The following is a 21,160-nucleotide window of genomic DNA, read 5'->3' as shown; positions in this document are numbered from 1 at the left end:
ATTCAACAGGTTTAAAACTCAAACACTTCGGGTATATCCTTTAAGAAGGGCAATATGGGTATCTTTATGTCACAAGACAAACCGATCATCACAGTTCAGTTTCTTGAGCAAATGCTTGATGATGGACTGATCAATAAAGAAACCTTCAACAAGGTCAGAGTTAAATTACGCAGTTTTTCCCGTCACCCCATTATTGGTTTGACCGCATTGAAACTGACGCACGCAAAAGACCCTAAAATCGAATTAAACGATCAATACCTCGCTGAGTGGTACGCGACGCGATGTGGAATGGAATGTGTCGAATTGGATCCGTTAAAACTCGATGTAGACAGCATTACGGATGTCATGTCCCACGCTTTTGCTCAACGCCACAAAATTTTGGCTTACTCGGTTAATGCCAATAGTGTCACTGTTGCCACATCTGAGCCATTTGTTACGTCTTGGGTTGCAGGCCTGGAGCATATTTTACGGAAAGAAGTAAAACGCGTATTTGCCAGTCCGGTTGCTATTGAAAAATTCCAAAACGAGTTTTACGCCTTATCGCACTCCATTAAAGGTGCCAAGGGAGAAAAATATCAAGAGTTGGGAACCGGTAACCTGGAAGCGTTGATTGAGCTCGGTAAAACTGGTGAAGTGGATGCCAATGATCATCATATCGTACAAATTGTTGACTGGTTATTACAGTACGCTTATTCGCAACGCGCCAGTGATATTCATATCGAGCCACGCCGTGATAAAGGTAATGTTCGTTTTCGTATCGATGGTATTTTGCATAAGGTGTATGAATTTCCAGCGGCGGTTACCAATGCCGTTTTAGCGCGATTTAAAATTCTGGGCCGCATGGATGTTGCTGAGCGACGCAAGCCCCTCGACGGGCGAATCAAGACCAAAACACCCGATGGACAGGAAGTTGAATTGCGTTTATCGACATTACCCACAGCATTCGGTGAAAAACTGGTTGCACGTATTTTTGACCCGGGTGTATTAGAACGTGACTTTTCGGCGCTTGGACTGGACAAAAACATCGAGCAAAAGTGGTTGAATATGGTGCGTCAACCCAACGGTATTGTGCTGGTGACCGGTCCAACCGGGAGCGGTAAAACCACAACGCTTTACACCACTTTAAAACTGTTGGCACGACCCGAAGTGAATGTGTGTACCATTGAAGACCCCATTGAGATGGTGGATCCCAACCTCAATCAGATGCAGGTGCACCACGATATTAATGTTGATTTTGCTCAAGGCGTACGTGCGTTACTCAGGCAAGATCCCGACATCATAATGATTGGAGAAATACGTGATAAGGAAACGGCCGATATGGCAGTTCAAGCATCGCTTACGGGACATTTGGTTATTTCAACGTTGCACACGAACGATGCTTCGTCGGCGATCACTCGGTTGATCGATTTGGGTGTTGAGCCCTTTTTGGTTAATGCCTCGATTTTGGGAATTGTGGCGCAGCGACTGGTGCGCACATTGTGCCCAAAGTGTAAGGAAGCGGTCGATGTAGATGAGAAAGCTTGGAAACATTTAGTAGACCCATTCCCATTAAAAGCGCCCAAAAAAGTTTTTCAGCCGGTGGGTTGTCGTGAGTGCCGAAAAACAGGGTATTTAGGTCGCCAAGGTATTTACGAAATGTTGTCCGTAAATAGCAAAATCAAAAAGCTGGTGCATGCACATTGTGATGTAGGGCCTATTCGTGAACAAGCGTTAAAAGATGGCATGTGCTTGTTGCGCATCAGCGGTGCCAAAAAAGTGGCTCAAGGCGTAACCACGATTGAAGAAGTATTGCGTGTTGCATCGCCGGAAATGGAGTCTTGAGTCTTTCAGCGTGTTCTTTTGGGAGATAAGTATGTTAAATCGATTGACCGTTATTCATTATCTTATTGTAAGTTTTTCTTTTCTCTCGGCCTGTACTATGGCCAACGACTCTGTGGAGTCGGCAGTCCATCAGCCTGATAAAAGGGAGCAAGGCGAACTTTATCAACAAATTCAACAGTTGATCGAAGAGCATAATCAATGTCACTCGGATCAGCAGTGCGACATTATCGGTTTAGGAGCCAGGCCTTGTGGTGGACCGGATCGCTATTTGGTTTATTCCACTCAAGGCGAATATCAGCAACAACTTAAATCGCTGGTTTCGCGATATAACGAACTGGCCAAGCATGATAATTTAACCAATCGACGCATGGGAATTTGTGTTGTTGCCCCAAAACCTTTGTTTGGGTGTGTGAATCGTCAATGTTCACCTCATCACGACGCCCGTTAATAACGAATGAAGTCGACTTTACCTTTGCTCTGAAACTGCAACTTAATTGCGGTTGCCGCGTATCTATTAAAAGCGATGACTCATAAACTTAATAATATGAACAAATTTGATGAGCTCACCGACTTAATCGCACGTTGTGCATTGAGGGAGAAGCGAGCATTTCAGCGACTGTATGAGCTGACAGCACCGCTGTTAAACGGTGTTGTGTATAAAATTATGAAAGACGAATCATTGAGCCATGATGTTTTACAAGATGCATACCTGCAGGTATGGCGTAATGCGGATCAATTTACAGTACAAAAAGGGCACGCGCTGGGTTGGTTGATTTCAATTGCTCGTTATCGCGCATTCGATCGACTGGATAAAGAAAAACATTCTCATCCACTTTCAGACACTCAATTTGAACAATTGACCGCTGCTGATGACTCCCCGGAACAACATTCATTGCATGTTGAAAAACAAAAGGTGTTTCAGGAGTGTTTGGATACTTTGGACGACACCGGCAAACAATGCATTCGACTCGCTTATTTACAAGGTTATAGCCGTGAAATGCTTGCACAAATGTATCAAACCAAAGTAAATACCGTGAAATCTTGGCTGAAGCGAAGTATGGAAGCACTGAAGCACTGTATTTTGAGCAAGGAAATGAGCTGATGACTGAACACGATGACTTATTAGCTTTTGAATATGTGCTGGGCACATTACGAAACAGCGAGCGCAATGCGGTTGCACAACGGATTCAGCAAGAGTCCGAGTTTGAAGCACTGGTCATCGATTGGGAACAGCGATTACTGTCGTTCCAGGATTTATCGGAGCATCGTCCGGTGCCTGATCAGCTTTGGCAAAACATTAATCGGCAGTTGAACGATTCTTCACGTAAAGTTAACGACGATTCCCGTTGGTGGCACTGGTTATCACAAAATGCTTTGTTGCCATCGCTTATGTTATTGTTGGTAGTAATGAGTGGTTTTTTAGCGTTTCGAACCACAACACCGGATTTAGACTATGTAGCCGTACTGTTGAACTCACAAGGTGAAGCACAGCTTACGGCAATGACATCTGGAGATGCAAAGGTATTAAAACTCAAATGGGAGCCACTTCAAATCAGTCAACATCAGGACCTTCAAATTTGGGCGTTATCTCGCAGTGATCAACAAATTCGATCCATTGCTGTCATTGATGATCCAACAACTTTAAAGCTGGAATTATCAGAAGCGAATTGGCGACTTATAAAAGATGCACATTCCTTAATTTTGACGGTTGAAGAACCCGGAGGATCGGCTATCGATGAGCCATCAGAGCAACGGTTGGCCTCGGGTGTGTGTGTTCGAGTTTCAAGTTAAAACAGGACTGTCTATGTTGCGTTTGGGGGCTATATTAATTCTGGCAAGTTGCTGGTTTACACCTTTCTTGGTCATGGCAAAGCCTTCATTAACTGACCCAGCTTTGCAAGCGTGTATCGAACAGTTGATGCAAAAAAATAATTGGCAAAAAGTTAACGATGTTACCCACGTGAAATGTCATGGCCAGTCCATTCGCAGCTTAGATGGCATTGAAACCTTTACTGCATTGTTAGAGCTATCTTTATATGACAACCAAATTGAGCAATTGCCGAATACGCTGCCATCTCAGCTAAAAATACTGAACTTGGCGGTAAACCAGTTGCACTCGGTATCGATTAAAGACCTACCTAATTTACAAAAACTGTACCTTTTTAAAAATAAGCTTCAACGAATGGCGTTAAAAAACTTACCTAGGTTAAGGGAGTTTAAAGCCAACAATAACCAATTAACTCATGTCGAGTTTGCCGCGTTGGATATACTGGAAAAAATTTATCTGTTTGATAATCAATTGGAAGCAATGCCCTTGAAACCATTGATTCATATTAAGTATATGGATGTGCGTCATAATCCCATGCCCGATGCGTTTTATGACGAGCTAGACCAAATGCAGGGCGTTACCGTGCTGCATGACGGAAATGCAGACGACTGGTAAATTTTTTGAGGCAGCATCTAAAATCGCTCTAATTTTTCGCAACTTTTCATTTCTCCGTTCGTATTGTTAATTAAACACTGTTAAGGAGATTGAAACATGTTGCCTAAAAAATACCTGCTCATTGTTTTTCTGTTTGGAGTATTGAGTGCCTGTGGCGGTGGGAGCAGCGGAAGTAGCAGCGGTGGAAATACAACTCCGCCTCCTGATCCACCTGATATTCCTGATATTTGCGAAATGGATGCTAATGTTTATTTTGCCGAAGAAGTTTTTCCCATATTACAAACCGTTTGTATGACCTGTCACGTTAATGGTGGCCAAGCGCCTTCTGGTGGTGCGCGTTGGGTGGTTCATGCTTCTGCTACGGCTACACAAGCCGATATCGATAACGTGATTGCGTTAGAAGGGTTTCAATACGTATTGGATAAACCTACAGGTCAGCGTAATCATGGCGGGGGTGTGCAACTGTCGAGTAACTCAACCGACTTTGAAATTTATGCGCAGTATGTGCAGTTTGCCGGTATCGATGACTTTTGTAACCCATGAATACAATAATGACTGTGTGTCAAATCGTGATTCAGCGGCGTTTGTTAAATAAAACATTCATGCTAAGCAAAAAAATGAAGCCCAAAAGCAAATTATTATTGAACGGCTCAGTAATAGGTTTGGTGTTTTTTCTAATAGGCTGTCAAACGCAATCAGTCGCTGTATGGGAGCGACATCATTTAAGCAAAGAAAGTATGGTGCGCCCTATTTCTGAGTTGTCCGATCAGCTCCATGCGCACATTTATTTCAGTAAAGAAGGCAGCGCTGGCAGTAGTAAAGCCAGTGCGGGTGGTTGCGGGTGTAACTGAAATGGGGAACGAGATGACCAATCAGCGAGAACAACGTTTTGTAAAATTATCTGCCTGCGTCAGTACTTTGTTAGCCAGTCAGGCAATGCAAGCTGAAAATTCGGATGGGCAAAAGGAAGTTTCCTTGAAACATTCGCGGTATTCCGAAGACAATCTTGACGATAGCAAGTTACAATCGGGTAGCTCTCAACGTTATGACATTAATGTCACACAACTGAATGTATTTGTTCCAGTAGATGGTGAATTGTGGTTGACGCTTAATCACTTGACGGAGTCCATGTCGGGAGCATCACCTTGGTACAATCAAATCGATACAAGTGGTGATGTGGTCGTCGCTATGAGTGGCGCAACGATTTTTGAAAAGCGTAATGATACACAGCTTCAAGCACAATGGCATAAACAAGGTTACAGCAATCGGTTTTTGCTGGGGCACTCGTCGGAAGACGATTACCGTGCTAATTATCTCAGTTGGGGGCAACGTTTCGATTACAATAGGAAAAATAATTCGGTAGATTATCGTTTGCACTTTTCCGATGACAAGTTAACACCCACGCAAAACCCTTTTGCTCAACGCATTGAGCAAGCGGATAAAAAAACATGGGGGGTGTCGACTGCTTGGTCGCAACTATTAAGCAAAACCGAAGTGTTTGATATTGGCTTTTTCTACACACAACATTCGGGTTTTTTAACCGATCCCTATAAACAATTCGATGTGAATACTCCGCTCGATGCTCGACCGAATAAACGACATCAATACGGCTTTGAAAGTGGTTACAGTACGCACTGGACTGGTAGTGAAGTCTCCGGGCATTTTCGCTATCGATATTATCAGGATGATTGGCAAGTAAAATCACATACGCTAAGCAGTGTTTTTTCCAAATCTTTTACTGAACGTTGGCTGGTTAGTGTATCACTTCGCGCGTATGCGCAAAGTGAGGCTGAGTTTTACCAAACCGTCGTCAGTGATCCAGCGACAACTTACTTCAGTTCGGATTATCGGCTTTCGGCGTATGGTGCTTATACTGTTGGCGTCGAAACCCTTTGGCGATTGACGCCTCAATTTCGAATTGTTTTCAATTTAGAAGAATATACATCAACGGCTTCTTGGGGCATTAGCTCGACACAAACGGACAGTCCATCGTTGGTGAATTTTTCACTGGTTGGGGTCGAACTGGAATATCGGTTTTAATGAGCACTGAATTTTATAAACATCAATTTATCGCAATGACCTGTCCTTGTGAAGTGCTGTTACCCCGTTTTGATTTTAGACTGATTCAAAAAATAGAAAACGTTATTGATACCTACGTAAGAAAATACTCCCGCTTTCGAGAAGACAGCTTACTGTCATCGATAAACCGAGCAGCGGGCGATTTGCAAGGCTTTCCAATCGATAATGAAACCTGCGATTTGCTGCAATTTGTTGATACGGCTTTTGAGGCCAGTGAGGGTTACTTTGATCCGACCATTAATCCACTAAATCGTATTTGGAATTTTAAAAAAGGGTTGGTGCCCAGTCGTAAGCAAGTCATTTCGGCATTAGCCGTCACAGGCTGGTCGAACATACGTTGGGATCGAGCATCGAAAAAAATCTGGTTGCCGAAAGGGTTTTGTCTCGACTTTGGTGGCTTTGTTAAAGAATATATCGCTGATCGCGTTGTTCATGTTTGTCGCGAGGCCGGTATTGATGAAGGATTTGTCAACTTAGGTGGCGACATAGCGGTGATAGGAACTCCTGCCGAGCAAAAAGGTTGGTTATTTGCAATATCGGATGCGGGCGAAAGTGACCGAGCGGATTCTGTGATTCGGTTAAAGTCTGGTGCGTTGGCTACCAGTGGAACCTGTAAGCGTTGCTTTAAATATCAAGGGCGACATTACAGTCATTTGTTATCACCGAAAACGGGCTTTCCAGTAGAAAATAACATAAAAAGTGTTTCTGTTGCTGATAGTAGCTGTTTACTCTCCGGTTTTTATGCAACTGTCGCGTTGCTCAAACAAAATGAGGGTGAAGCCTTTTTAAAGCAGGCGCAGGTTAACTATTGGATACAGTAACGGTAATCGATTGACTCTCTCACTGTATTTGTTTTTAATATTTCGAAGCGCTTTTTTCGGGGACTCTTGTGATAATCAGAATAACTTGTGTTTGTGCAATTGCAGCAGGATATGTTCCGTTAACTAATGCACTGGAAACCCACTTCGACTATGCGATACAAATTCAATACGCAAAGTTTGAAGAGGATTGGCGTTCAGCAAATGCTTTAACCACAAAGTTACGCGGTGTCGCGCAATTTCGGTTTGAGAAGGGTTGGAATGTATTCGCGGAATACGATCATATCACTGCTTTTAACGAAAATGACTATTTTGATGGCGTCACCGATAATGGTGAAATAGCCATTATTGCTCCTGAAAGTTCGCGTTGGAGCCAACTGTTTGCGGAATGGGAAAATGACGATTGGTTAGGCAAAGTAGGGCGTTTTAAAGTCGAGTTAGATAATGGCATTATGGTCAATGATTTTGATTTTTGGCCAGTAGAACAATCGTTTGACGGCGTTAATGTACAGTGGCGCTTTGGTGTTCAGTCCGAAATGAATTATTTTTACGCGACTCAAGTGAATCGCATTTATGGCAGTCGTTCTGGTCGAGTGCTTTCAGTAAATGATCGACGATACTCCGACTTAAATGGTAATCGTCCGGTATCTGAATTAGGAAATCAGGATATTGACTTACACATCGTGCACTTTGATTACAACGAATGGGATTTGATCAAATACTCCATCTATGCCATTCACCTCGACAACCTGGACGAAGACGTAAGCAGCAATAAAACTCTGGGCAGCCGTTGGGAGTTTCAGTATAAACCTGGTTCGCTTCGGTATCAGCTGAATTTGGAAGTCGCTTGGCAAAGGCCCGATAACCCTTATAGTAATGCACTGGTTCGATATTTGGATTTTGAGTCGGGCGTACAGTATCGTAGTTTGGAAGTTTCGGTTCGATATCAAAAGTATGGTTCGACACAAAGTGCCTGGTTTCGTACACCCTTTGCTTATTCGGAAAACTATTACGGACCTTACTGGCAGTATAATGGCGGTAACCGCGGGTTAATCAATCGACAATTGGGTTTTGAGTGGCGCGTAAGACCTGTGAAGTTTCAAATATCGCGTCATTTATTGAATAACGATCAAAACAATAGCAAATTAGGTAAGCAATGGTTATTCAGTGCAGCCTATCGTCCTAGTCGTAAACATCAATTCGAAATAAAGGGCGCCTGGTTTGATGACTCTACAGGTAATCCATACTTGAATGATGACTTAGATAAGGTTTGGCTAACTTATTCTTATAATATGTAATGCAATATTGCTTTTTATAAACATTTTCATACTTGAAACTTGGCCCCTTTTTAAGGGGCTATTGGGCAAGGTTGCACTCAATAAACAGAACCCTATTTTTTATTATTCAATTTTGACGCCGTTAATTGCCATCGATGTTCGGTTTTCTGACTTCAAGCCAATAACTTGATTGTTGTCGTCTAGCTCGAAAGAAAGCCAGTAAGCAGGTTGTCGTTCGAAATAGAATTGATTACGGTCAAATGGAATGAGCTTATACGGTGTGTTTTTGCCATTTCGTGAATACAAGTGTCCGTTAATGACTTCGATATTTCGAATATCACCATCGGTGTAGCGATACTTTCCGGTATACATTTGTAACTGTTTTTCGGATAGTGCCATTTTTTTATGTTGCTTTTTAGGGATGTTTAGCACATGGAGAGCTAATTTTTCCGCGAGTTGCTGTGGAGAGCTGCGGTTGAGGTTGGTCAAAACCACAACCGTTAAATCAACTTCGGGAATATAGAGTGCATAGCATTCGGTACCGTGATTATTTCCACCATGTTCGATGGTTGAAAACTTTCCTAGCGATGCGGCGCGCCAACCCAATGCTTGCTTGGTATCGCGACCGTCTTCTAATTGGTAAGAGGTAAAAGCGAGTTTTGTACTCGATTGTGAAATTAATTGATGAGTGCGAATAGCGCGAAACCACTTTGACATATCATCAATAGTAGAAACGATACTGCCATCGGCCATTGAACCAGGTTTAACAGGCTTCGCATGAATGAGGGTTTTGGGTGTGGTTTCCGAAAACTCATAGCCTTTCGAAAGCCCTGGAACAACTGGGTAAAAATCATAAAAACTTGAGTTTGTCATACCCAACTCATCGAAAATATGTTGCTGAATGAAAGCGGAGTATGATTTTCCTGATACGTTTTCGATGATCTTGCCCAATAGAATATAGCCAGTATTTGAATAATTAACGTCAGTACCGGGTTTAAAGTCTAACGGAAGATCGGAAACGACTTTCAGAATACTGTCCATGGTTTCTCGTTCGGTTCCGTGATGATCGTAACGGCCATGGTCACCGTAGTTTGGGATGCCTGCCGTATGAGTCAGCAGTTGTCGAACGGTAATGGTTTGCTGTTGTGCTGGTGGGTATTCGGGAACATAGGTTTTGATTGAGTCATCCAGGTTTAATTTGCCTTGTTCCATCAACATTAATACCGCGACCGAAGTAAACTGCTTGGTTAGCGAGGCGATTCGAAACTTCATGTCGATGGTTGCTGGAACCTGGTATTCAATAATGGATTGACCAAACGGCGCTTTTAACAAGGTTTGGTCTCCTTTTTCTATTAATACCACGGCACCTGCGCCGGTTGCGGGATAAAACTCACTAGCGATACCCTCTAACTCGTTGGTCAGCTTGAACAGAGGTTCAGCTGTGGAGTTTATACAAACAATAAGAATGACCAATAATAGACTGCGAGAAATTAACATATGGATTCCGTTTTATTGGGATTGTTTCGACAAGAGACGACTGACAGCGTAAAAAAGTTTGAATTTAAGTTTTATTTCTCAATTTTTAGTTATTGGAGCAACAAATTTTTTTCTTTTGGGGCAAAAATTATGGGAAGGTGAGAGCGAGAGGCTGCGCAATATATTTTGCTAAGAGAGTTTTATTGTCGGCACTTTGCTATATCGTTAGTTTCATAAAAAGGAGTAAGCGATAAATCAGCAGTTGTATTGTTACCTTGTTGATCAAACTGTATTCGACCACTCACACCTTGATAGCTTAATGTTATGTGGTTATTTAAAAGCGATTTTATTTGCAATAGGTCATCTGGTGTAATCGTAAAGCCAGTTGAAGTTAGTCGGTATAATGTATTCGAAAAATCCTTTGGGTAGTTGTCTGTAGTGCTGAGTACCATTGCCGATAATATAATCGAATCGTAGACATAAGCAGCGTTGACTCCTGAAGAAAAAGGGCGTCCCAATAATTGTTGTAAGTTTTGGTCCATTATTGACTGTTGAGCACCTGACAAGCGTGAGTTGATATTTTCCAGACACCTTAATACGTTTGGGGCGTTGATCTTAGCAATGTGGTTTTTCTTCATGTTGTCACCAGCAATGATTAATGGCATCTGAATATTCCACTGCTGCTCTAACTTTTCAAATAATGATTTTAAATTGTTTGGATGTACCGTAACGATCAAAGCAGAAGGCTTTTTACTTTGAATGCTCTTAAACTCGAAGCGTAAATCCATATGATTCAAATTGGTTAACTCACTGAGCTTTAGTTCGTAAACGGGAGGGAATTTCAACTCGGTTAATTGCTGCTTTATCCCTGTAGAGAGTTCTTGGCTATAGAGGTCTCTACCGCTAATTAATGCGACTTTAGTGTGCCTATTGGATGACGTTAAACGGTGTAAAATCGTATCTATTTGACGTTGATTGCTGGCGATCAGACGCCAAAAAACTCGGCTTTCATTGTAACCTGTTAGTTCATTGGCTGAAGCAGCGTACGCAAATAAAGGAATACTGTAAGGTGAAGCAACACTTTTTAAAACGGGTAGAACGCTAGCCGAAGAGCCTGGACCAATGAGCACTTTAACACCATATTGATGAATCAGTGTTTTTGCGAGCCGAGTTGCTTGTTCCGGAATATGGGCATCATCGGCTCGCAATATTGCTAATGGACGACCATTTATACCGCCTGATTTGTTAATTTTATCCGCAGCAAAATCGGCGGCAGCTGAAAGCTCTGCGGCGTATTCAGGCATAACACTTGCGGGAATGATAATACCAATGTTAATTGAATTTTTAGACGTTTTATTTGATTTTGATTGAAAAATACTACCGCCTTTCAAAGGCTTACCTATTGGAATGTGTTGAAGCTCTTTAATGCTTAACGACATTAGCTCATCATTGCCAGGTTCATTTAGCTGATCTTGGCTAGTACTTACAACGGTGAAAATAGCTAGGCTTCCCAATAGAAACCATGATTTTAAAAAGTGCATTGGTTTAGATTTGAGTTGTATGTCTGGCATTTATAAGGCTGAATTCATTGAGGCCTCATCTCTTTGGCAGTTACCTTATTATGGCACTTTTTTTTGTATTTGAAATGAGTGTATAGGGAGCGTAATTACTGGCTTAAATAAGAACTGACGCTTTATAGTTTAAGTGCAAAGCACATACTAATAGGTTCATTTGACTGCATTGCTTTTTTAGCACGCAATTAATTTTCAACTAAAAACTGTGGTTTATCGCAGTTTCTTTTCACACCTCGATTAAACCAGTATTGCACCTCTTGCTCGCTGATTTGATGATGGTGAATGATTATTTCACCGATATCGCCTGGAAATAAGCCTGATATAGAAGAAGAGCGGCTTCCAATTCGAAATGGTGCATTATTTGCTAACGAACCGGTTCGAATGTTCGGGCTCAAACTTTCTTTGAATTCTCCATCTACATACAAGTTAATACCAAAGCGATCGTCTCTATCGACTACTATATTGATGAAATGCCATTGTCCATCAGCTACAAATGCATGACTAATATAGTTGGTACAAGATGACTTAGAGTCATCAACCGAACAATGCCAACTGCCTTTGCCGTCAGCGAGTTGAAATCCAATAAAGCCTTTATGGAGGTGAATGTTATATCCTCGTACATTACCGGCTCGGTGTTCTTCTCGTTTGTCTAAAAGTACAACAGTATCAAGCGAGCGCGTTTTCAACCATGCACTGATAGTAAAATCACCAGTTCCAATATCTAAGATCGGTGTTGGTTGAACTTCAATGAAGTCATCTTGGCCATCCAGACAAAAAGCTTTTAATTGTTCTGGAGGAGAAAGCACAATTTGCTGGTTTAAAATGAGTTTGTTTTTATCGATAGGAATATTTTGGTAAGTTTTTAAGTTGTTCGTTGTGCTGGTTGTGGTGTGAAAACTTGCAAAAAAGTAAGCTAAACCACAAGTAAATATTGAAAGTAATGCAGCGGGTAATGCTTTATTGGATATAACCGCAACACCTTTATTGGATTCACTTTTTGGTGAATTAGTGGTCGTTTCAACAATTGTATTTGGTAACTCTTTTAATATATACCCTTTTTTGGGAATTGTTCTAATACAGTTTTTAATGCCAAAGCTTTCAAAGTTTTTCCTTAAAATTGCAATATTGCGATTTAACGAACTGTCGCTTACTGCCCGATCATTCCAGACTTCTTTGAATATTTCATCACGAGTAACCAACTGTCCCGCTCTATCAATTAATATAAGCAGCACAGCTAAGACTCTGGGCTCAAGAGTCGCTATTTTATCTCCTCTTTTTAACGTACCAAATTGAGGGTCTATCAAGACATTTGAAATTTTAAATTGAGTCATACCTGCTTATCATTGTGGTTGTTGGAATACTCGATTGCATTAGTATATTTATTTTAACGGCTCTGCCAATGGTAATACTTTACAGTTCAATGAAAGGCAACGGAAGTTTGATGGGGAAACTCAAATGTGAGATTTGTTGACCAGTGATTGTTTAAGGTCAATTATTTGGGTGAAGTAAAACGAACGGGAATCAAGGAGAGACCTGCTGATACTTGTATCGAAAAATTAGATAGATCGGCGGGTTGTATAGCAACCCGCTTGTTATCGTTTAAGGGATAACCACAAAGTCTTCAGATTCTGGGCAGAGTCCTTCTACTTTCATGGTGTACTTAAAGTCTGCAGTAGTATCGCCTAGCCAGCCTGCCGTTTTTAAAGTCGCCTCGGTTCGCGCACAATAGCCATTTAGTAAGTTATATACAGGATCGTTACCTCTAGGGTTGTCGTATTCGAGCACTTTAACTGTAAACCCTTTTCCTATACCTATGCCAGCCCCTTTAAATTTGTTGATAAAGCACTGGTTATGACTTAGGCAGGTATCATCGAGTACAGCTAACGTACCGTCATGTATATGGTGGGGATAATATTGACTAACATTGTCTTCTTGTAATTTTTTAACATTACTAGAGAGCCACCCATAAACATTCGTTCCTTTTCCTGTAGGCGATTTATCGTCGAAAGTAACAAATGAAGAAGGGTGTTTACAATGTTCCCAGTCGAGCGTTCTTCTGCAGTAGTCTAAAATTATACCTAGCTCGGCTTCTGAAGTACCGCAAACAGCTGGTGTTGGCTTGCCATATTCACTCCAAACGCCGCACCGTTCTCGATGCTGAACCGTTAAATCGAGCCAGCGTCTGGCGAAAGCAAAAGGTGTCGAGTAGTCAGCGAAAATTTGAGCATGTGTATAGTCTCGGTAGATCAAGGGACGCTGGTACTCATTTGTAGAAAATTCAACCGCTGCCCAGTTACTCGAGTTGATGCCTTGTAAAAACTCGTTGACTTTTGCATCAAAGTTAGCGGGTGTTATATTTGAAGCTAGGCTGTCAGGCCCACCAATTTGATCCGCATGTATTTTAACATTGAGTTGTTCGATTAATTGTCTTGTTGTGGAGTCAACGTTTCGGGCACCAGATGCATGGAACACATTCTTTAATGCTGACTCTAGCTGAGTTTGTTTCGAGTCACGCTCATAGAACTCATACTTTTTTGCATCAAAAGAAAATACTAAATACAACGCGGCACCCAAGTTTGCACTATTAATGTAGTTGTCACCACATCGATCACGAAAGTCGACTTTTGCACTGAAATCATTTGGCGACAGAATTTGTGAGGAAATTTCAGGATAAAGAGGATCGATTGGCGTATTTAGTTTCCAATGCTCTTTACGCTTAACCCACTTTACAGCGATTCGAACATGAGTCTCGTCAGTTATTGATTTTACATAGCGGCTTTTTTCTCCTGAAATACCAAGGTTTAAGTCATCAATATCAAATCCGATTTTCCCAGCTGCAGTGATATCTAAGAGTTCAGCTAAATGGCGATTATCAGCTACATAATCGATATCAAACTCGGATGGTTGAAAAGGAGTTGATTTGGTGATCTTAAAGTCTGGATGATTAACATTTAAACACAGCTGTTTAATACTTCCTCGTATTAAATCGTATCCATCTCCTAAATAAAATCGGTTTTCCTCCGCTTGTCCTACAGTTCGGGTAGTGATTTTTCCAGGTACAGCTTCCCTTTGCATTAAAGTTTTGAAACTTTTTGCAGTGGATTGGTGAGTCGCGTTTTTGCTATCAATATCGTGTAAAAATGGATATTGAGTGTACAAGTTTACACTAGGTTTCGGATTTACCGCCATCTTGGGACCGTAACGGCCGCTACTACAGCCTAAAGAGTTGCACCCAACGACATAAAAAGTAAGTAAGTTTTTCTCATTTTCAGTAATCGTTCTGCTGAGACTGTACCCACGATAAATTTGACTCCATGAACCATTATTTCTTTTGCGATAGAGGCGGTATTCAACAGGATAACCATAACCGTTACTAGCACCCCAAGATACTTTAACACTGGTTCCGTTCGTATAAGGAATATAATCAATAGACGCGGGTCGTGATGGCTTGCTGGTTGGGCCGCCACCGCCACCACAGTCGTCAATCGGACCAATGATTTTAGTGTTGTTTCTATTTTGCTTTGGCGACTGCATGATAGGGCAAGGTTCGGCTTCAACCGTTGATATTCCAGGTGACTTAAGTTCGCTCGTGCTAGAGTTACTATTTTTGGCAATACTTTGATTTGCAAGAAGTAAGAGAGTGCTGACAAACCCTGTAATGAGCAACCTCTTTTGCGGACTTGATTGATTAAACATAATGATTATCTCCTTAAGAGAATTCGTTATTCATGTTTTGATTGTTACACTCGTCGTTGAATTAAATTTTTAACGAGCTTAGGCATTGTTTATTGAAATGAGAAATAAAAAATGAAATTCGAATTAAGATTTTCTTAAGAAAAACTTCTGAAGATTAAGGTTTATCAGTTTCGAGTAAAAAGTATGCAGATTAAGAGTTAATTAAGAAATCGAAGATTAGAATCCGATAAATCGATGGGCAATTTAAATTGCCAAAAACCTCAAGGCGCAATGTGCTTTGACGCCTTGAAGTGTTTAATTGAGTTTATTGATTTTAATTTGAAAATTAGAACTCTAAATCGTTAATGACAAGTTATAAAAAATCGGCCGCGTCCTCGTGGTACATCGTGTCGCATTTTAGTCATCTCTTGGGTTGCTTTGAGTTTTACATGCAAGTCACCAGCAAAATTAAAGAAACTTGCGTTATTGCTTATCTTCAGGTGGTCAAAAGAAAATGCACGAGTAGCTCCGGCTACTTTACACCTTGAGCCGACACTTTCAAAAATGATGATTGGAGACAAGTCGTTAACGTTGTCAGACGAAAAGTTTAATTCATAGAGGTTGTTCGGCTTTAAGTCGGTGACATAATACTCGTAATTTCCATTCATGATCATTGAGAATTTATTGTTATAATCCGGTCGCTCATTGTTCGCATGACTTCCGAAGCTATAAGCATTGGATTCACCATTATTTCCCACATATTCTCGACGTACGTTGAATGGTATGGCATTACCTTCAGGCGTTCCTTTGTCAAAAAGTCTAAGATGACTGATTGAGTGAGGACATAAAGTGATTGAATGCTCACCTCGATCTTGTCGACCAGGTACACAATTACTTTCTTCGTTCATTTGATGAGTGGGTCTGGCAAGCCAATTGGCTCGTCCGGTTAAACTTCCATCTTTATCTAAAATTGCTGCAGCATAATCGTCAATCCAATTTTTACTAAATTGACTGTTTGGCCCATAAGCTAAGTCTAATTTATATTTTGGAGCCGAAGGAGAAAAGCTTAAGTTTTGGCTAACGTTTACGTAGCGTCCCGCACCGCCCATGAGTATGATCGCTGTGGGTGTAATGTTTTTTCCGTTTGTCGTTAAAACCGAACGGGTGGGAAAGTTTGCAAAATGTACGTTGTCTAAGTAAAACGGACCATCATACACACGAACACCAGACTGTCGGCCGTGCCAATTAGATTTTCTTTCGTAGTAATCAATTTCATCTTGTTGCTGGTTGCTGCTTAACCCGACAATTAACGAGTCGATCAACTCCTGATCGAAAGCAAAAAAAGCCGATGCACCATTGTCGGCTAAAATGGTATTAATGTAAGTAGCCCTTGAGCCGCGATAGTAAATCCCCGAGTTTGTATTTTTGTAAGCAACTAAGTTATTAAATATTGGTGCGGTAGACGGATCGTAGTGAGCACTGACCAGCTCACGGTCGGACCCATTGAGAGGGTTATTCATCAGCTTGCCATCGGCTGCTCCATCGTGCGTGATTCCAACAACACTCGAGTGAGCAACATTATCATTAAACGCGAATGTTTTCGCGGTCAGTGGCGTTTCGCTACCAACATTTTTTCGAAACGACATCCAGAATCCGGTTCCTTCTGAGCCCGCTGCAATATTACCTTCGATATAATTGCTGGGGTGTGAAATCCAATAGGTTGCCGGTGCGTCGTAACGAAAAACGTCGCCGACACTGTCACTCACTAAGATCTGGCTATTTGTAGGCACTTTTTTCGAAAGAATTCCGATATTTCCGAACAAACGGTTGCCCGTTTCGTTGCCTTCTTCGAAAAAGTAACCGTGCCCATAATGGTTGTAACACGTATTGTTTTCTATCCGTACACCGTTTGTACTGTGTACGGTAATGCATCGATTGTAGGAATCGTGAATACTTGAGTTTTTAATGTACTGACCTAGTGCGCTTCCTTGTTTATGCCAATGAAATGGATAACGGCCCATTTTTTCCATTTGGCCTACGCGATAGAACTCTACGTTATCAATGTATGCCTTACTATTGCGGCTCCCGGCTAACATAACATGCGCACCCATAGGGTTTGTTCGTTGAGTGTACTCATCATTAGCGGACTGAATCTTAATATGCCTTGTCAAATTAACCACTTCAGCGCGTTCGTCCAATGTCCATGTAAGGCCTTGGCCATTTGAAAAAGTTTCTGTATTACCCCAATGACGATAATCTAATGGTTGATTAAGAACGATGGATTTTTTGTCGGATGAAATCGATTTTATTGTGCGTTTTTCTGCATGATGAGGGTTGAAATCACTTGAAGCGATAACGATGTTATCTCCTACACTCCATCCAACTGCTTTGGATAAATTAATTTTATTCTGGCCAGCTAATGCGGTTTGACTTAACTTGACATACCCATTTTTTCCTCCTTTTCCAAAAAGTGATAGCACTCCGCCATCCCATGCAATAATTCCTTTCGAACCCATAGTGCTAAATGGGCGGTTTCTTTTAAGTGTAAAAATAATTTTTCCAGTCACAGGTTGAGTTGGTGTACCACAACTCAGCTTTGCATCAGGCCCATGAATTAAAATGCCATCCGTTTTTAGCTCATAATTTCCCCTGGTTGGGCAGTGCAGTTCACCTTCGAGGTGAAGTTTACCAAAAGAAGCCGATTGGTTTATTGTGATAGACAAGTTTTTTGGAATATTAAGATCGCCAAGACCTCGGTAACTTAGAAAGTCACTCAGCTTTGCTTGGTTGGGAAAATTAAATTTACCAGAATTGCCGATCAGCAAGTTGGATGTATTATTGAGTGAAATGCCGTGGATATAGATTTTTTTTCCTGCATGCTCGATGATGTCTTTTGCTGCAATAGGAATGACAAACCGATGATTTCGACTTTGAGTATAGCAAACGTTGGCTACGGCTTGTTCCGCATGTATATTCGCTGAATGTGATCGAAAGAACTCACCAACACCCGCTTGTCCACCAACGTATACGTGGACACTGTTGGAGTTTTCGTTACCGATCTGGCAACTCCATCCTTTAATTTTGTAAACACCATTCTCAAGTTTAATGTGGTCAATGTGCCCAATCACTTTAGAAGTCGGTGGTGTCGGAATGACAAACTTTCCAGAATGATTAAGCAATAAATTACTGGTGCCCGTTTTTGAAATACCGTGTATGTAAATCTTTTTTCCTTTATGTTTATTCGCGTCTGAATAGCTTACTGGAATAGAATATCGATACGTTCTGCCGGTCGACTCACATACTTCTGCTACCGCAGGTTCCGACGCCAGATTGGCTGTGGTCGCTTTGAAGAATTGTCCTCGGACGGAGTCGCCTCCGACATAAACATGAACATCGATGGAATGACTGTATCCTCTTTGACATGCCCAACCTTTAATGACGTAGTTATTGGAAAAAGTTGAAGCGGGTGTTGCGATATGCCCCATTACTTGTGATGCGTGCGCATAACTGAAAAAAGTGAGCAGGATAAGTCCCGCCTTTATAATATATTTCATAAAGAATCTCCCCGGTTTAAATATTTAAAAGGTGTTTCGAGTGTGGTTATCTCGCATTCAATGACTTGCGTTGAATATCGGAGTAAGCACTTTGTATTTGATTGATGTGTTTTGGAGCAGCAAAATCACTGATCGACATCGCTTCATAGGTTTGGCCTGAAAAATCCCGAGTTTGAGTTTTTGGATATCTCAACATGGCGATAAGACACTTTGCCTGTGCGTGATAAGTCACTACGATTTCGTTACGGAGTCTGCGTTAAAAAAACTGGAAAACAAAACAAAGAAAGAATAACTCGAGTGTCTGTTCTATCATACAAGTCTTCATTAAGTCTGACTCCTGAAAACAAGGCCCATCTAGGGTGTTCATTTAATTGGCTGAAAATGCAGCAAAAAATATAAGAGTCGCAATGGCTGCTGACACTAGGGTAGCGAATTAGAGTGATTGAATCTTAATTTTGAGCTTAAGATATCGTTAAGTTTTCCTTAAGAAAGGTTAGAGTGCTTTATTTTTGAACAAGTTACCTGTCGAAATGTATTGATATACGCTTAATTCGATTAACGGCTTTTGTGGTCGTTTGTTTTGAAAGGTCAGCTTGTTAGCCATTTAATTCTAAAGGCGTTTACCCTAAAGCGGTTTGCCCTAAGTATTAGGGGCGGGCAACTCTCTTATACAAGCTGATTGCTAGCTTTCACCATACTCAAACAACACTGATACTTCGAAGGGGATAGTGCGCTAAAGGCACAGTGAATTACCAAAATAAGAAAAACGATATCGTTGACGTTAGGTTCCTATGGTCTACCCTCATACAAAGGGCATAAACGCATCCCAAATAAACCTAAATAAATACTCGTAAGCAGTAAAAAATATGATTAGCCGAGCGCATACTAAATCGGTATAAGGCAACCTAAGAAATAGATCTCACTTTTTACTCAGGATTTTTTCCATGTTCGATAGTCTGCACGCCTCCAGTTTTGGCAACCAAGGTTACTCACTATGTTGACGACTTTGTTTGTGGTGGATGACGATGCATTGTTAGTTCAAATGCCTCCTAATAGCATCAGTTTTAAAACGTACTTACACGACTATCCAAAGCTGGGTGAATCCAAAATGCGCATTATTAATTTATGCGATACTGGGCGTTACCTGAGTGAGGGCTATTATTGTTCACTGTTAGCTGAAGCACGTCGCCATCAAGTCTTGCCAAGTGTGCGAGAAATTAACGCATTGCGTGAAAGTGGTGGTAGTCTGTGGGTAGATGGCAATGAGTTGGAAAAATACCAAAGTTCCGAAGCCGATTTTGGAACGCAATTTATTTGTATGGGAGAAATAGCGGAAGAGCGTTTTAAAAAGCTGGCAACTAAAGTATTTGCGACTTTTCCGGCACCTTTGCTGCGAGTCACTGCGGTAACGGACTCCGGAGGTGCGCGACTTGCTGTAACTCTTTGCCGTTTGGCGGATCTCAGCGCGAGTGAGCAGGACTTTTGCCAGTCAATATTAAAAGAACACTCCAGTATTCGCTGGCGAAAAAGCGGAGCGAATAAGCAATATCGTTGGGATATTGCCATGTTGGTTAATCCAGAAGAAAAAGTGCCACCGAGTAATCGAAGTGCGCTGTCTCGATTTGTGAAAGCCGGTGAAAAGCTTGGCTTGCGTGTGACTCGAGTAATGGCTTCTGAGTTGCACACTTTAAATCAGTTTGATGGCTTATTTATTCGTGAAACCACGGCCATTGATCATCATACCTTTCATTTGGCGCGCAGCGCTGAACAGCAAGGGTTGATGGTAATGGATGATCCTAATTCCATTTTACGGTGCTGTAATAAAGTATTTTTACACGATGCTTTTAATTATCAAAATGTGCCCAGCTTAACCACTGAATTTATCAGTGATGACCATTTGCAAACACTGGAGCATTTAGAAAGTACGCTTGGTTATCCGCTGGTACTTAAAATGCCGGAAGGATCGTTTTCGCGGGGCGTTTACAAAGTAAGTGATAGAGTTTCGCTAAAAACTACACTGACTCGATTATTAAATGAGTCGGCGTTGGTTTTGGCGCAAGAGTATATGTTTACCAATTACGACTGGCGAGTCGGTGTGCTTAATGGTCGTGCACTCTACGCGTGTCGTTATTACATGGCACGCAATCACTGGCAGATCTATAACCACGAGTCAAAACGAAACTTCTCTGGCGACTTCGATACATTTCCGACCTTTGAGTTACCTAAAGCGGTACTTAAAGCTGCTCTCAAAGCCGCTGCGGTAGTGGGTGAAGGATTATACGGTATCGATATTAAAGAAGTCGATGGGCGAGCTTATGTGCTGGAAGTGAATGATAACCCAAGCATTGATCACGGTGTCGAAGATGTTTATCTCGGTGATGAGCTCTATATGCAGGTGATGGGCGAGTTTTTGCGTCGCCTGGAAGCACGTGGGCGATAATAC

17 protein-coding genes are annotated in these 21,160 nt (G+C 41.5%); 11 read left to right on the top strand and 6 right to left on the bottom strand.

What is annotated here, in order from left to right; translation table 11 throughout:
- Positions 1–66: 66 nt before the first annotated feature.
- The 10 genes from tfpB (at position 67) to ACTUJY_RS04155 (ending at position 8,459) form a co-directional block, all read left to right on the top strand.
- On the top strand, positions 67–1,821 hold the full coding sequence (tfpB, locus tag ACTUJY_RS04200) for a type IV pilus assembly ATPase TfpB (protein WP_463614805.1): 1,755 nt from the start codon (positions 67–69) through the stop codon (positions 1,819–1,821).
- A gap of 31 nt (positions 1,822–1,852) precedes the next feature.
- Entirely contained in the window at positions 1,853–2,269 is a 417-nt protein-coding gene (locus ACTUJY_RS04195) for a hypothetical protein (RefSeq protein WP_463614804.1), read from the top strand.
- Positions 2,270–2,365: 96 nt separating this feature from the next.
- Entirely contained in the window at positions 2,366–2,923 is a 558-nt protein-coding gene (locus tag ACTUJY_RS04190; RefSeq protein ID WP_463614803.1) for an RNA polymerase sigma factor, read from the top strand.
- Positions 2,923–3,612 carry an anti-sigma factor gene (locus ACTUJY_RS04185; RefSeq protein WP_463614802.1) on the top strand — a complete coding sequence of 230 codons (690 nt, stop codon included), beginning with the start codon at positions 2,923–2,925 and terminating at the stop codon, positions 3,610–3,612. Before ACTUJY_RS04190 ends, ACTUJY_RS04185 begins: the two co-directional genes overlap by 1 nt.
- The gene (locus ACTUJY_RS04180; protein ID WP_463614801.1) at positions 3,557–4,264 is read left to right on the top strand and encodes a leucine-rich repeat domain-containing protein; all 708 of its coding nucleotides are present in this window, start codon (positions 3,557–3,559) and stop codon (positions 4,262–4,264) included. Before ACTUJY_RS04185 ends, ACTUJY_RS04180 begins: the two co-directional genes overlap by 56 nt.
- Before the next feature lie 96 nt (positions 4,265–4,360).
- Positions 4,361–4,807 (top strand): hypothetical protein, encoded by a 447-nt coding sequence (locus ACTUJY_RS04175; RefSeq protein ID WP_463614800.1) that lies wholly within the window; start codon positions 4,361–4,363, stop codon positions 4,805–4,807.
- An 8-nt stretch (positions 4,808–4,815) separates the two neighbouring features.
- Positions 4,816–5,115, top strand: coding sequence for a DUF4266 domain-containing protein (locus ACTUJY_RS04170; RefSeq protein WP_463614799.1), 300 nt, complete (start codon positions 4,816–4,818; stop codon positions 5,113–5,115).
- Between the two features lie 13 nt (positions 5,116–5,128).
- The gene (locus tag ACTUJY_RS04165) at positions 5,129–6,304 is read left to right on the top strand and encodes a DUF3570 domain-containing protein (RefSeq protein WP_463614798.1); all 1,176 of its coding nucleotides are present in this window, start codon (positions 5,129–5,131) and stop codon (positions 6,302–6,304) included.
- On the top strand, positions 6,304–7,164 hold the full coding sequence (locus ACTUJY_RS04160; protein ID WP_463614797.1) for an FAD:protein FMN transferase: 861 nt from the start codon (positions 6,304–6,306) through the stop codon (positions 7,162–7,164). The genes ACTUJY_RS04165 and ACTUJY_RS04160 overlap by 1 nt, the downstream gene beginning before the upstream one ends.
- A 68-nt stretch (positions 7,165–7,232) precedes the next feature.
- Positions 7,233–8,459 (top strand): hypothetical protein, encoded by a 1,227-nt coding sequence (locus ACTUJY_RS04155; RefSeq protein WP_463614796.1) that lies wholly within the window; start codon positions 7,233–7,235, stop codon positions 8,457–8,459.
- 102 nt (positions 8,460–8,561) lie between these two features.
- On the opposite strand, the gene ACTUJY_RS04150 is transcribed toward ACTUJY_RS04155, so the two are convergent.
- The 6 genes from ACTUJY_RS04150 to ACTUJY_RS04125 form a co-directional block, all read right to left on the bottom strand.
- On the bottom strand, positions 8,562–9,935 hold the full coding sequence (locus ACTUJY_RS04150; RefSeq protein ID WP_463614795.1) for a serine hydrolase domain-containing protein: 1,374 nt from the start codon (positions 9,933–9,935) through the stop codon (positions 8,562–8,564).
- Positions 9,936–10,114: 179 nt separating this feature from the next.
- Positions 10,115–11,353, bottom strand: coding sequence for an ABC transporter substrate-binding protein (locus ACTUJY_RS04145; protein ID WP_463614794.1), 1,239 nt, complete (start codon positions 11,351–11,353; stop codon positions 10,115–10,117).
- Positions 11,354–11,673: 320 nt separating this feature from the next.
- Positions 11,674–12,819: a LamG-like jellyroll fold domain-containing protein gene (locus tag ACTUJY_RS04140; protein WP_463614793.1), complete on the bottom strand. Its 1,146-nt coding sequence runs from the start codon at positions 12,817–12,819 to the stop codon at positions 11,674–11,676.
- 268 nt (positions 12,820–13,087) lie between these two features.
- Positions 13,088–15,184 carry a hypothetical protein gene (locus tag ACTUJY_RS04135; RefSeq protein WP_463614792.1) on the bottom strand — a complete coding sequence of 699 codons (2,097 nt, stop codon included), beginning with the start codon at positions 15,182–15,184 and terminating at the stop codon, positions 13,088–13,090.
- Between the two features lie 341 nt (positions 15,185–15,525).
- Positions 15,526–18,717: a G8 domain-containing protein gene (locus tag ACTUJY_RS04130; RefSeq protein WP_463614791.1), complete on the bottom strand. Its 3,192-nt coding sequence runs from the start codon at positions 18,715–18,717 to the stop codon at positions 15,526–15,528.
- A gap of 46 nt (positions 18,718–18,763) precedes the next feature.
- Positions 18,764–18,949, bottom strand: coding sequence for a hypothetical protein (locus tag ACTUJY_RS04125; RefSeq protein ID WP_463614790.1), 186 nt, complete (start codon positions 18,947–18,949; stop codon positions 18,764–18,766).
- Positions 18,950–19,711: 762 nt separating this feature from the next.
- On the opposite strand from ACTUJY_RS04125, the gene ACTUJY_RS04120 reads away from it, so the two are divergent.
- Positions 19,712–21,157 (top strand): RimK family protein, encoded by a 1,446-nt coding sequence (locus tag ACTUJY_RS04120; protein ID WP_463614789.1) that lies wholly within the window; start codon positions 19,712–19,714, stop codon positions 21,155–21,157.
- The last annotated feature ends 3 nt before the right edge of the window (positions 21,158–21,160 follow it).

It is taken from the genome of Pleionea sp. WD8-19 (genome assembly GCF_055326765.1).
Note: the sequence above shows the minus strand (reverse complement) of the source record. Positions and strands in the feature narration are given on the sequence as shown.

Excerpts from the sequence above, each read along its gene's own strand:
- ACTUJY_RS04185 (WP_463614802.1), top strand. The coding sequence starts at position 2,923 with ATGACTGAACACGATGACTTATTAGCTTTTGAATATGTGCTGGGCACA.
- ACTUJY_RS04190 (WP_463614803.1), top strand. The coding sequence starts at position 2,366 with ATGAACAAATTTGATGAGCTCACCGACTTAATCGCACGTTGTGCATTG.
- ACTUJY_RS04150 (WP_463614795.1), bottom strand. The coding sequence starts at position 9,935 with ATGTTAATTTCTCGCAGTCTATTATTGGTCATTCTTATTGTTTGTATA.
- ACTUJY_RS04160 (WP_463614797.1), top strand. The coding sequence starts at position 6,304 with ATGAGCACTGAATTTTATAAACATCAATTTATCGCAATGACCTGTCCT.
- ACTUJY_RS04130 (WP_463614791.1), bottom strand. The coding sequence starts at position 18,717 with ATGAAATATATTATAAAGGCGGGACTTATCCTGCTCACTTTTTTCAGT.
- ACTUJY_RS04170 (WP_463614799.1), top strand. The coding sequence starts at position 4,816 with ATGACTGTGTGTCAAATCGTGATTCAGCGGCGTTTGTTAAATAAAACA.
- ACTUJY_RS04120 (WP_463614789.1), top strand. The coding sequence starts at position 19,712 with ATGTTGACGACTTTGTTTGTGGTGGATGACGATGCATTGTTAGTTCAA.
- ACTUJY_RS04165 (WP_463614798.1), top strand. The coding sequence starts at position 5,129 with ATGACCAATCAGCGAGAACAACGTTTTGTAAAATTATCTGCCTGCGTC.
- ACTUJY_RS04140 (WP_463614793.1), bottom strand. The coding sequence starts at position 12,819 with ATGACTCAATTTAAAATTTCAAATGTCTTGATAGACCCTCAATTTGGT.
- ACTUJY_RS04180 (WP_463614801.1), top strand. The coding sequence starts at position 3,557 with ATGAGCCATCAGAGCAACGGTTGGCCTCGGGTGTGTGTGTTCGAGTTT.
- ACTUJY_RS04175 (WP_463614800.1), top strand. The coding sequence starts at position 4,361 with ATGTTGCCTAAAAAATACCTGCTCATTGTTTTTCTGTTTGGAGTATTG.
- ACTUJY_RS04135 (WP_463614792.1), bottom strand. The coding sequence starts at position 15,184 with ATGTTTAATCAATCAAGTCCGCAAAAGAGGTTGCTCATTACAGGGTTT.
- ACTUJY_RS04145 (WP_463614794.1), bottom strand. The coding sequence starts at position 11,353 with ATGTCGTTAAGCATTAAAGAGCTTCAACACATTCCAATAGGTAAGCCT.
- tfpB (WP_463614805.1), top strand. The coding sequence starts at position 67 with ATGTCACAAGACAAACCGATCATCACAGTTCAGTTTCTTGAGCAAATG.
- ACTUJY_RS04195 (WP_463614804.1), top strand. The coding sequence starts at position 1,853 with ATGTTAAATCGATTGACCGTTATTCATTATCTTATTGTAAGTTTTTCT.